Origin of the sequence: Nocardiopsis alkaliphila YIM 80379 (assembly GCF_000341005.1) — a bacterium.
GTDB classification, from domain to species: domain Bacteria; phylum Actinomycetota; class Actinomycetes; order Streptosporangiales; family Streptosporangiaceae; genus Nocardiopsis; species Nocardiopsis alkaliphila.
Window position 1 is genome coordinate 17,000 of record NZ_ANBD01000041.1, and the last position, 11,424, is coordinate 28,423.

The window sequence follows — 11,424 nt, forward strand, 5'->3', positions numbered from 1 at the left end:
GGCGCGCTCCTCTCCGGGTCGCGGTCATCCTGGTATACGGAGCCGAACCTACAGGATCACCGGCTCTTGTAGAAGCGATCGGTACTCGGCAATCCCCGCTTCCGCTCCCCAGCCTTGCAAGGCCCGCGTTCCGTGTAATTCAGCGGCCTAGAATGCGGAATCTTGGTCCTGACCTGGAAGAACGCGGATGTTTTCGTCTGGAGGGCGTTTCGCTAGTGCTCCAGTTGTAGATTCGCTTTGCCCTGCTCAGAGGTCATTTGAGCGGGCCAGAGAAACTCGCCCCGCTGGTCTGACCGTTTCCCGGACACACCAACGGCCACTGCCCGAGTATCGATGGTTGTGAAGGCAACAAATCCCGAGGCGGTGGCCGTGGAACCACCTTGGTAAGTATGCCCAGCGAGTCTGGGTGGACTGTCTTGCACTGGGTTCTTTGGAGGCCCTGGCATGTACAGCGAGTGGCCAGCGGGTTCGGTCCGCACCTTCTCGATGTAGGGATGTCCTCCGTTGTTCTGGGCGCTGGTGGTCACGGGTGGTCTTCCATGGTCTCTGGTGGACCCAAACTGGCTGGCAACGAGGGGGCGAATCGGGGCAAATGGATGCATGACGCCCAGTGGTGCGCGGACTTTTAATCCGTGGGTTCCGGGTTCGAGCCCCAGGGAGCTCACCAGAAGAACCCCAGGTCAGTGCGTGTTCGACGCGCTTTGGTCCTGGGATTTTCGCGTGTGGGGGGCCTTACCCGTATCCGGCTGACGAGCTCCCGGGCCTCCATCTCGGAAGGTCGATGGCTTGGAAGCCGCCCGCAGCCCTCTTGCTCTCGCGACCGCCGCCGTGGCATCGGAGTCGACCGTCAGTGCGCGGTCGGTGACCTGGATTCGAGGAATCCTTCGGTGAAGGCCCTCCACTCCATGGATGTGAGCAGCAGGATCGTGCCACGGGGATTCTTGGAGTCACGCAGACCGACCCGATCGGGTACTCGCGCGGTGATGGCGACCTCGACACAGTCACCGGTTCCGCTCCCGCCGGCCTTGCGGAAATCCGTGTCTTGAAACAAGGGGTTCATTCGCCGGTCTCCTCAAGTTGGTGTTCGGATCCGACCTGGGGCCGAAGCCCGGCCTCGGCCAGGTACTCGCGCAGGGGGGTGGCATGGGCCCGGCAGATCTGTCGCCAGCGCACGTGTTGGCGCACGAGGGCTGGATCGCGTGTGACCTCCACGTGGGTCAGAGCCCCCGTGCCGTCGTAGACCATGACCCCGGTGCGTTCGTCGTCGAAGAGCCAGTAGTCCAGCTCGGGGACCCCCAGCCTCTGCGCCGTGGAGCGTGGCAGGACGCCGATCTCCTCGCCCGCGTCGATGTTCGACGGATAGGCGCAGGTCATCTCGAAGGTGACGTACTCGCTCAGGGGTTCGCTCACCACGTGCACACGGCCGATCGAGGCGCCTCGGCGTTTGATGGAACGCACTCGCTGCGCCCATGGCTCCAGCCAGGCCGGGTCCTGTGGCAGTCCGGCTCGGAACCTTTCCAGGGGAACGCGTTCGCTCTTGGAGTCGTAGAAGTCAAAGGTCTCCAACCGGAAGACCTGATGTCGAAAGTCGTCGAAGGTACGGAGGAAGTCGGCCATCGCCATCGTGCTCACTGCGCCGCTCCAGAGGGTGTCGATAGCAGTGGACAAGCTAGTCTGAACTGGAATGCCCCAAGAGGATCGAAAACAGCCTAGCAAGACTTAAGTAGGAATATTATGGAGGACGGCGTGCAGGAGGGGAAGAGGGAAGACGGGGCCAGACAGGAACTCGCTTCCCTGCTACGCACGTCACGGCTGGACCGAGGCCTGTCGGGCCAGGAGCTGGCGGACCGCTTGGGCTGGTCTCAGTCAAAGGTCTCCAAGGTCGAGAACGGCCGCACACGGCCTTCGAGCTCCGATGTCCGAGCCTGGTTGGAAGCCTGCCACGCGTCTGGCGAGGTATTCCGCCACGGTGATGAGTTGGCAGAGGGCGCCTTGGTGGAATCCCGTCACTGGCGAGCAGTCCACGCCAAGGGCCTGGGGCCGGGGCAGGGCGGGGTGGGGGGCCTGGAGCGACGTGCTGAGATCGTGCGCTCGTTCCAACCATCCTTGGTTCCGGGTCTGTTGCAGACGGCGGAGTACGCCCGCCAGGTGTTGAGTGCCGCCAACATCTCGGGGCAGGCCGACGTTCCCGAGGCGGTCGCGGCTCGCATGCGTCGCCAGGAGGTGCTTTACCAGGCCGATCGGAGTTTCGAGTTCGTCCTCACCGAAGGCGCCCTGCTCTGGCATCCGCATGGTGGTGACATCTTGCCCGCGCAGTGGGATCGCTTGCTGTCGATCGCCACACTGACCAACGTCGCCCTTCGCGTCCTTCCACAAGGCCGCCCCTTCGGGCACCTGCAAAGCAACGGCTTTTTGCTGTTCGAAGTCCCCGATGAGCCCACCGTCATCGTGGAGACGTTCACCAGGGAACTTCGGCTTACTGACCCGGATGAGGTCGCCCAGTACCGCGATATCCACACACGCCTGATCGACCATGCACTGTCCGAGGACGATTCGCGCGCCTTCATCCAAGACCTCGCGGCCAGGCTGTGACTGTGTGGCAGCAACCCGAACAAGCAAACCGAGTGACGCTGAGGCAAGTCTGAGATTAGTCTCATTTAAGTCTGATGGATGTCAGGCTAGTGAAGACTACTCGGAAGGCGCACATGAGCATCGATGCGGTCAGCACCACCCAGTCGCCCCTCAACCTTTCGGACATCAGCAGGGTCATGACGCCCATCTTGCCGCAGGTCGGCATGGACCGGATGACCCTGCCCCAAGTGGAGGAGACCCTGGCCTGCTCCGCTCTGACCGCTCACTTCTAGACCAACGAGTTCGTCCACCCCAAAGGAACAAGGGAGTCCTGAGTGAGTAACTGGGAACGGGTCACGCTGCTCTTCGCCAATGCGGCAAGGCCCCTGGTACAGAAGGACGCTCTGTCGTTCGCCGATCTGCTGCGCGCGAACCGCTTTCCGCCGTCCATGTTCCAGGCCTACGAAGTACCCGGCGACGGAAGTCTGAGGCCCGTTCCCATCTCACACACGCTCGAGGAGATCCCCGAGACGAGCAACGTCATCCTCCAGTGCATGCGCAACACCGACGCTGAACTGGTTCCGCCCGCCCTCAACACGTACGCACACACGGATAACCCGGTCGCGGCCATGTACGACCTGAAGTACGCGGAGAAGGACTCCCTCCACGGCGTCCACCTCATGGACGACGAACAGCTCCGCGAGATGGTCTTCGACAAGATCGCGGACTTCCTCCACGAACACCGCGTGAAGCTTCCGCTGGTCGCCGGGATCTCCGGCGGTGGCGACTCCAGCAGCATCGTCCAAGGACTGCGCCGCTACGCCACAGCGCGAGGTCTGCCAGCCGACCAGGTGCTGTGCTTCACCGTGGTCCTTGACCCCCTCTGGAGGGGGACCGCAGCCGACCGGGCGCGAGAGCTCTGTGAGGGCAACGGGTTCGGCCACCGCGTCCTCTACCCGGAGGACATCGCGGCCCTGCTGGGGATGAGCACCACGCCCCAGGCCCTGTGGACCGAGATCAGGTCCACCTACGGGCCGGACTCCTCGCACTTCTTCGGTACCTGGCTGCTCAACCTGGTGGGCCGGGCCCTCAACAAGGAGATCGGCGGCTCCAGCCTGTTGATGGGCTACAACCGCGAGGACGTCATGGCCGAACTGCTGTTCTGCCTGATGAACGGGCGACGCCCACTCTCCTACCCCAAACGCCGCACCGGCGAGGTGGACTGCTTCATGCCGGTGTGGGACGTGCCGAAGGTCCTGTTGGACTCGTGCTATCCGCAGGTGAGCGAGGTCAACTACTCCGAGCGCATCGATTCCACCGCGCCCCGGCGCTCCTCGATCTACTACCAGGCGCACGCCCTGGACGCGATCGTGCCGCAGATGTCCCTGTCGCTGATGACGGGGGTGCGCACGCTCATGGACTCGCTCAACGGTTGGGAGGAGTTGGAGGCCGTCGATGGCACACCGCTGCTGCACACCGGACACGGCAGTAAGCAGGATCGCGCGTCGCTGGTCGAGCTCCTAGCCCGGTACTTTCCTGACTGGCCGGTCAGTCACCCTGACCCACAGTAGTCTGGCGCCGTCTCGGGAACCGTGTAGTCACAGCAGGAGTAGCGTTCACATGGCCAAATCAGCAGCACCCTCCGGCACGAGGGACTTCCTCGCCGATGACTTGCGTCGCCGCCGAGCGGCGCTGGCCACAGTCAGCGACATCTTCGAGCGCTACGGGTTCGATCCGCTGGAGACCCCCGCGTTCGAGCGGTTGGAGGTGCTGACCGGAAAGTACGGCGAAGAGGCCTCCCAGCTCCTGTTCAAGATCCTACGTCGCGGGGTCCACGAGGCCTCCGGCAAGCCCGACCTGGCCCTGCGCTACGACCACACGGTTCCCCTGGCCCGGGTCATCGGCACCCACGGAGCGAAGCTGCCCAACCCCTACAAGCGCTACGCCATCGGCCCGGTGTGGCGGGCCGACCGCCCTCAGGAGGGCCGGTTCCGGGAGTTCGTGCAGTGCGATATCGACACGGTGGGTTCGTCCTCCCCGCTGGCTGACGCCGAGGTCGTCCTGGCTCTGGCCGAGAGCCTGGACGCCTTGGGGGTGAACCGGTTCCGCTTCCTCGTCAACAGTCGTGAAGCGCTCAGGGGCTTGCTGGAGGTCTACGGCGTCGCCGAGGAGAACGGTGACGGGGTCCTGGCGACACTGGACAAGCTCGACAAGGTGGGCGCCGGCGCCGTGGCCAAGGAGCTGATCGATGAGCGCGGCCTGGACGTGGCGAGTGCCGAGCGCCTGGCCGAGGACGTCGCCTCCGACGACCAGGACCTGATCCGGTCCAAGCTCGCCACCAACGAGCGCGGCCAGCGCGGCCTCGCCCAGATCGACAGCCTGCTGGAGCTGACCGCGAGCCTGGGCGATCGGGCCGTGTTCGCCCCGCGCATGGTGCGAGGCCTGGACTACTACACGGGCGCGATCTATGAGGTCGAGGCCGAGGGCTTCCCCGGGTCGATCGCGGCGGGCGGGCGCTACGACGGCCTGGTCGCCTCGCTGGGCGGCCCGGACATGCCCGCCTGCGGCGGTTCCATCGGCATCGAGCGCATCCTGGCCATGCAGGACACCGGCGACGCTCCCGCCGTCGGGCTCGACGTGGCGATCACGGTACTGGGCGGCCAGGCCGAACTGATGAAGCTGGCGAGCGAGCTACGCGCGCAGGGGCTGCGAGTGGGCACCTACCTGGGGTCCTCCGGCAAGATCGGCAAGCAGTTGCAGTGGGCGAACGCGCAGAACGCGCGGTTCGCCGTCATCTTCGGTTCCGAAGAGCAGGAGACCGGCGAGGTCACCCTCCGCGACATGGTCTCGGGCGATCAGGACCGTATCCCCTTGGCGCAGGCCAGTGCCGATCTTCAGGGACGCCTCGAAAGGTGACCGGTTGAGCACACCCGCCCCCGAGCACAACGCTCCAGAACCCGTTCACCTCCAAGCAGACTCGCTGCCCGCCGAGATTTAGGGGAGGGAGCCCGCACTGACGTGGGCTCCCTCCGATTTCCTACGATCGCGCGGTGCGTAGCAAGGCGATCCACTCCGGGCTGGAGAACGCCAGGTGGCCGAGCTGTCGGTTCTGGGTATCACGCATGGCCGCGCCAACCGGGAGGCCTGCGATCTCGACGCAGTTGTCTCCCCGGCCGCTGTAGGAGGACTTCCGGAAGTTCAGTTCGGTGGGTGAGTGCATGTCGTCCTCGCTGGATGAGTGATTCCAGGTACCTGACCGAAGCCTCAGAGGGATGGCTCGCCCCTGTCACTTCTCGGTTGCAGCACTCAGGAGCGCGGTCCACTCCGAGGCAGGAAACGCCAAGGCTTCCTTCTCGCGGTTTTGGGTATCGCGGATCGCCGTGGTCGAACCTTCCGCGACCTCGACGCACGCGGACTCGTTCGGGCTGTAACTGGACTTGTGGAACTCGTGAGATGAGAACACGGGTGCCCCCCTAGTCGTTGATCATGCTCTTGAGCACCTCGATGCTGGCGCTCTCCGACAAGGCGTTTGCGGTGACGTCGTTCAAGGCGAGGCGATAGTCCGCCACCTGCTCAGGTCCGGTCACGTAGGTGCCACGATCCCGGGTTTCGAGGTAGACGATCGAAGGGTCCCGCTCATCGTCATATTCGAGCAGCACCGTCGAACCATGGAGACATCCGTGCAAGCCGACGCTCATGGGCAGCACCAGCAGACTGACGGTGTTCACGGTGGTGGCTGTGTCCAGGAGGTGGTGGAGCTGTGCTTGAGCCAGTTCGTTGGGCAAGGCGGCCAGACGCAGTAGAACGGCCTCGTCGAGGACGCATCGGAACTCGGGCGCATCCGCATGTCCGAGTACACGTCCTTGTCGCTTCACGCGAGCAGAGACGATGCGTTCGATCTCTTTCTCCGTGTGGGTCAGCGAAGCTCGTGCGGATGCGGCGGCGTACTCCGGAGTCTGTAGGAGGCCGGGTACGACGATCGGATGAAAGGCGAAGATACGCCGGGCCCGAGCCTCCCAGCCGAGGAATCCGTCAGTGAGAACGTCCTCGTAGTCTCGCCACCATGGCCGAACCTTGGCCTCCCAACGGAGCGCTTCCAGCGCATCACGTCGGGCCGGGTCGGTGACTTCGTACAGGTCCAGGAGAGCGCGAAGCCCTGATGAGTCCGGTACGGAGTGGCGCCCACCTTCCATGTGGTTGAGGCGCCCTGAGGACCAGCCGAGCGCGGCCCTGACCTCCTCGGTCGTCATCCCCCTGTCCTCGCGCAGACGGCGCAGCTCCATGGCCAATCGGCGTCGCTCGATGCTGGGCTGATTCTGTGGTGCCACAGGGGCTTCTGCCTTCTCTGGTTCAGGGTGCTCCGCTCCCTGGATCATAAAGCTCCTGCTCAGAATTGGGCATTTAGGTCAGTCTGACAATGCCTCCTTGGCGTGTCAATCTGACAGTGTCAATGTGGATGTGTATTCATTCCGGCCAGACCTCCCATCCGGCATTTGAGCGCCAGGAGCCGCGCCATGTCGCGTTACCTGAACCTGTCCGAGCTGGCCTACGTGCGTCATCGCGCCGCCGAGCTGATCCAACGCCGTCGCCCCCGCAAGGCGGGACGTGTGCGTATTTACGCCGCATCGCCTCGAACCCTTTCCGGCGGGCACCGACCGCGTTCGCCTCGTCCGCCCCTGGTCCCGGCCCCTCGGCGACCGCTGGACACCGTGCCCCTGGAGGTCCTCCGCGCCGTGCTCGCCGGGCTCCACCGGCTGGAGGTAGCGATCTGATGCTCGACACCCACACCGAAAACCTGCTCGCCACCGTCGAAGGCGCGCTGCGCCCGCCGCCGCACCTGACCCCCGGCCGGCTCGGCGACTGGTACTCCCACACCCTGCGCGACCGGATTCCGATCATCGGCGACGCGCTGCGCATCGCCCACCAGGAAGGCGACACCGAGCTGGCCACGCAACTGATCGACCAGGCCATCGCCGACCACCCCACGCCCGACCGCGCGGACGGGGCCGGGCCCAAGATGCTCCTCCCGCCGCCGGCGCAAAGGCGTTCGATCGACAACGAGTCGCCCCTCCCCGAACGGGTCCTGTGCGCCCTGCTCTACCGACACTGGGACATGACCATCGAGGGCAGCCCGCCCCACGAGCGATACGTGGCCCGCCGCCCGTTCAACTGGGCCGGTGAGGGCGACCGCTTCGAGCGCGTCACCGCCCCCACCCGCACCGAACTCCTACGCCGGCTCGCCCACCGCCACCTGGGCACCACTCGGATCCGTCCCGAGCCGCCGGACGCCGCCTGAAGGCCCCATGAAAAAAGCTCTGGCGGGTGCACCAACACCCCCAGAGCAGGCCGACAACCACACAGATTCAAAGAGAAGAGTTGCCGACATGGCCATTGTGCCGCACTCCCGAGCCCCGATCCATACCTGCGCCCCACCTCGCGATCCCTCCCTCGACGAACCAGGAACGACGACGGTGGACGACCGGCTTCGCTCAGTGTTGGATGCCCCTCGGGGCCGCCGGTTCTCCCGGCCGGGCTCCGCCCGCCCGAACACCCCACGCCTGGGCCCCTTCGAGCCCGTGAACCCTCGGCCGGAATCGCACCAGGCTCGACGGGAACGGTTGCTTCGACAGATGCCGGGCGACCCCCGCATCGCCCACATGCTCGAACACGGCCCGCTCCCGCACTGGATGATCGTGGCCCGTCAGCGACGGGAAGAGGCCGAGCGGGAAGCTCGCGAGAGCAGGGCGGCAAGGGCCGCAGAAGAGCCGTCCCTCGCCGACCTTCCCGGCATGGCGCCTTCCCGCCGCCGAGGCCGACACCGGGCCCCGCGCCGGCGATGGGTGGCCCTACCCGTCGCAGCGATCAGCGTGGCCCTCCTGATGGGGGTGACCATCGTGGAAGCGGTGGTCCGAACGATCGCCGAGCTGAGCGGGTTCCCGCTCTGACCCCAGGCACCAACCGCCCCCAGGCACCAAAACCGCGACCGGTGGCACCTCGAACACAGCCGAGGCGCCGCCGGAGCCGAGTCGGATCAGACCATCGCCTCAGGTGGCGTGACCCGATGGCTCACGGAAACGACCGGTGCTCGGAAAGAGCCGGTCAACCGACCAACGCCCGCCAGGTAATGGGTCCGGCCTCGCCATCGACGACCAGGCGGTTCAGGCTCTGGAAGGTCCGCACCGCCGAGTTCATGACCGGGCCGAAGTTGCCATCGACCAACACGCCGGCGCTGCGCTTGTTCATCGCCTGTTGGAGCCCGCGCACGTGGGACCCGTCGGCCGAGCCCTGGTCGAGCGTGTAGACCAGACGCGGCCAGGTGATGGGACCCACCTGCCCGTCGTCGACCAGCCCTTGGGCGCGCTGGAACGCCTTGACTTCGTTGACCGACACGGGTCCGTAGTAGCCGTCGACCTCCAACGAGCTTCCCCGTTGGTTCATCAGGTGCTGAATGGTTCGGACCCGGGCGCCGTTGGACTCCGGGTTGATCCGTGGCCAACCACCGCCCAGGTCTACGCCTCGCGCCGTCATGAACGGGACCGGGTTGGTGGTCGGCCCCAACCCGCCCGTGTGGGTCTCGAAGTGCAGGTGGGGGCCGGTGACGTTGCCGGTGGTGCCCATGTCGCCGATGCGCTGGCCGGCCGAGACCGATGCGTTGAGAGCGACCCGGTAGGCGTCCAGGTGACCGTAGTAGGTGTAGACGTTGCCGCCGTGGGAGATGACGATGCCGTTACCGGTGCGGCCGGTGAGGCCACCGCCCCAGGAACGGCGGATCACGGTTCCGGCCGCTGCGGCGTAGACGGCCGTGCCACTGGAGTTGGTGATGTCCTGGCCCGCGTGGGTGACACCGCCGCGAGGCGCGCCGTAGTGGCCTCCGTTGGGGAAGTAACCGAGGGCGGGGTTGCACCACGCGCCGTTCATGGCCGAGGCGTGTGCCGGTGCCGCGCCGGCGACACCGGCGACCGCGATCGCGGCTCCGATTCCGGCGCCGAACAGGGCACGACGGCTCAGGAGGGTGGGGGACGTTTCGGCTCCGCTCGGAGCGAGGGTGGAAGCCGAGCAGGAGTCGCACATGGGGGACCTCCGAAAGGAAAGTTATCTACTCATGGGGGGCTCTTGGGGAATGTTTCCTTCTGCTCTGGGATGGTAGATGCCTCGGCCCGTCATGCCCAGGGGGTTCCACCTTTTTCCTGGGTTTTCGCTCGCGCTCGATTCAGGCTCGAACGGACACGATCGGAGGAGCGCTCGAAACGCCCACGAGCGCGATGTCGAGCGAGTCCGGGGCCGGGGGCGGCTTCGTGCGTGCCGCACGGCGCGCACCCCCAGAACCGCCTCAGTTGAGATCGGGCATGTCCCTGAGCTGCCTGCGCGAGGTGATGCCGAGCTTGCGGAAGATGTTGCGCAGGTGGGCGTCCACCGTGCGCGGGCTGAGGAACAGGCGACCGGCGACCTCCTTGGTGGTCGCGCCCACGGCGACCTGCCGAGCGATGTGCGTCTCCTGCATGGTCAACCGGTTATAGGTGGACTCGGATCGACGGCGGGCCACTTCCCCCGTCGCGCGTAGTTCGTCCGCCGTCCGCCGGGTGAACGCCTCCATGCCGGTGCGGGAGAACAGGTCGTGAGCCATGCGCAGGTGTTCGCGTGCGGCGCGGCGGCGTCCCGCACGGCGAAGCCATTCCCCGTACCGCAGGTGTGCTCGCGCGAGTTCGGGCACGAGCGAAGTGCCCGACAGGTGCTCCACGGCCTCCCGGTAGTCGTCCTCGGTGCCGTGGACCAACGCACGCGCGCCCGCGGTGACGCCGAGGGCGTAATCGCTCTTGGAGTGAGCCGTGCGTTCCACCAGGGCCTCCAGCGCCGATTCGGCGGTCGTGTCTTCTCCACTTCGGACCGCCGCCTCCACCAACTCGGGCAGTGCGAAGCCGGACTGGAAGAGTTCACCCCGTTCGACGGTGCGCTTGGCCGCCTCCAGCGCGGCCGAATACTCGCCGAGACCGTTGTAGAGCACGACCGCCGCCGCGTCGGTGTTCGCGGCGAGTTGATCGGCCCCCCGCCCGGACACCTCGGTGAACAGTTCGAGTGCCTCTCGGCGGCGCCCCCGCATCGCCGTCAGGTAGACCCTGGAGTACATCTGGGGCGTGTCCGCGAAGGCGTCGGCGATCGCCTCCTCCTCGGCGATCGCGGCCATGGCCCGCCCGAAGTCACCGGTCAACGTCGCGGACAGCGCCACCTGCGACAGACCGAGCCTGATGGTCATCGGTGAGCCGGTCTCGCGTCCGGTCCGCACCAGCCACTCGACGATCTCCGTGTGCAGCTCCAGGTCCCACAGTTCACCGGCGAGCATCGTGGCCAACGCCGGTATCCGGGTCCAGCCGGCATCGTCGACCAAGACCTTTTGAAGCGTGGGCGCACCGGCTCGATGGCCTTCGCCGGTCAAAAGTACCAACGCGTCGAGGAGGTCCGGAGGGTCCTGCGCCGGAGGGGCGGAACGGGCCGCGTCGAGTACCTGCTCCATCACCCCGGCGGCCCGGCCGACGACCAGGGCCATCTCCAACGCCGACACGAAGTACTCGCGTGACCGTTCCGGGTCTCGGTCCGCGAGCCGTTGCGCTGCCCGAAGCATGGATTCGGCCCCGTGGGCGGCCCCACCCACGCCTCCGACGAAAGCGATCTGGCCTCGTAGCTGATCGACGGACGCGCTTTGGAACTCGTTCAGCGTTTCGGGGTCGATACTGGCCACCAGGTCCGCCGCCGCGTCCGAGTCTCCGGTCTCGAAGGTGGCTCGTGCCGCGCTCAGGGTGCGCTCGGTCTGTTTGTCCGGGTCCAGGGAGAGAGCCGCCGCGCGTCTGAGGAAGGCGG

The 11,424-nt window shown here is 66.3% G+C and carries 14 protein-coding genes; 7 read left to right on the plus strand and 7 right to left on the minus strand.

The window, feature by feature from the left end; translation table 11 throughout:
* Positions 1 to 847 precede the first annotated feature (847 nt).
* The gene (locus D472_RS0106145; protein ID WP_017603623.1) at positions 848 to 1,060 is read right to left on the minus strand and encodes a DUF397 domain-containing protein; all 213 of its coding nucleotides are present in this window, start codon (positions 1,058 to 1,060) and stop codon (positions 848 to 850) included.
* Positions 1,057 to 1,668, minus strand: coding sequence for a DUF6879 family protein (locus D472_RS0106150; RefSeq protein ID WP_239642922.1), 612 nt, complete (start codon positions 1,666 to 1,668; stop codon positions 1,057 to 1,059). The genes D472_RS0106145 and D472_RS0106150 overlap by 4 nt, the downstream gene beginning before the upstream one ends.
* Before the next feature lie 66 nt (positions 1,669 to 1,734).
* Here D472_RS0106150 and D472_RS0106155 point away from each other — a divergent pair, with 66 nt between their 5' ends.
* From D472_RS0106155 to hisS, 4 genes are all read left to right on the plus strand, one after another.
* On the plus strand, positions 1,735 to 2,592 hold the full coding sequence (locus tag D472_RS0106155; RefSeq protein WP_017603625.1) for a helix-turn-helix domain-containing protein: 858 nt from the start codon (positions 1,735 to 1,737) through the stop codon (positions 2,590 to 2,592).
* 113 nt (positions 2,593 to 2,705) lie between these two features.
* Entirely contained in the window at positions 2,706 to 2,864 is a 159-nt protein-coding gene (locus D472_RS28580) for a hypothetical protein (protein WP_017603626.1), read from the plus strand.
* Between the two features lie 42 nt (positions 2,865 to 2,906).
* On the plus strand, positions 2,907 to 4,142 hold the full coding sequence (locus D472_RS0106165) for a hypothetical protein (protein ID WP_017603627.1): 1,236 nt from the start codon (positions 2,907 to 2,909) through the stop codon (positions 4,140 to 4,142).
* Between the two features lie 49 nt (positions 4,143 to 4,191).
* On the plus strand, positions 4,192 to 5,487 hold the full coding sequence (hisS, locus tag D472_RS0106170) for a histidine--tRNA ligase (RefSeq protein ID WP_017603628.1): 1,296 nt from the start codon (positions 4,192 to 4,194) through the stop codon (positions 5,485 to 5,487).
* A 121-nt stretch (positions 5,488 to 5,608) separates the two neighbouring features.
* On the opposite strand, the gene D472_RS0106175 is transcribed toward hisS, so the two are convergent.
* The 3 genes from D472_RS0106175 to D472_RS0106185 all read right to left on the minus strand — a co-directional run bounded on the left by D472_RS0106175 (position 5,609) and on the right by D472_RS0106185 (position 6,899).
* Entirely contained in the window at positions 5,609 to 5,791 is a 183-nt protein-coding gene (locus D472_RS0106175; protein ID WP_017603629.1) for a DUF397 domain-containing protein, read from the minus strand.
* Positions 5,792 to 5,857: 66 nt separating this feature from the next.
* Entirely contained in the window at positions 5,858 to 6,034 is a 177-nt protein-coding gene (locus D472_RS27435) for a DUF397 domain-containing protein (protein WP_017603630.1), read from the minus strand.
* 10 nt (positions 6,035 to 6,044) lie between these two features.
* A complete protein-coding gene (locus D472_RS0106185; RefSeq protein ID WP_239642923.1) occupies positions 6,045 to 6,899 on the minus strand; it encodes a helix-turn-helix domain-containing protein in 855 nt (284 codons plus the stop codon).
* A gap of 186 nt (positions 6,900 to 7,085) precedes the next feature.
* Here D472_RS0106185 and D472_RS0106190 point away from each other — a divergent pair, with 186 nt between their 5' ends.
* From D472_RS0106190 to D472_RS0106200, 3 genes are all read left to right on the plus strand, one after another.
* Positions 7,086 to 7,343 (plus strand): hypothetical protein, encoded by a 258-nt coding sequence (locus D472_RS0106190; RefSeq protein WP_017603632.1) that lies wholly within the window; start codon positions 7,086 to 7,088, stop codon positions 7,341 to 7,343.
* On the plus strand, positions 7,343 to 7,867 hold the full coding sequence (locus D472_RS0106195) for a hypothetical protein (protein ID WP_017603633.1): 525 nt from the start codon (positions 7,343 to 7,345) through the stop codon (positions 7,865 to 7,867). The genes D472_RS0106190 and D472_RS0106195 overlap by 1 nt, the downstream gene beginning before the upstream one ends.
* A gap of 334 nt (positions 7,868 to 8,201) precedes the next feature.
* Entirely contained in the window at positions 8,202 to 8,516 is a 315-nt protein-coding gene (locus D472_RS0106200) for a hypothetical protein (protein WP_026117444.1), read from the plus strand.
* Positions 8,517 to 8,670: 154 nt separating this feature from the next.
* Here D472_RS0106200 and D472_RS0106205 read toward each other — a convergent pair whose 3' ends face one another.
* Together D472_RS0106205 and D472_RS0106210 are read right to left on the minus strand one after the other, a co-directional pair.
* Complete coding sequence (locus D472_RS0106205) at positions 8,671 to 9,642, minus strand: peptidoglycan-binding protein (protein WP_017603635.1); 972 nt, start codon at positions 9,640 to 9,642, stop codon at positions 8,671 to 8,673.
* Between the two features lie 259 nt (positions 9,643 to 9,901).
* Positions 9,902 to 11,424: helix-turn-helix transcriptional regulator (locus D472_RS0106210; protein WP_017603636.1), on the minus strand; the 1,523-nt coding region annotated here is incomplete at its 5' end.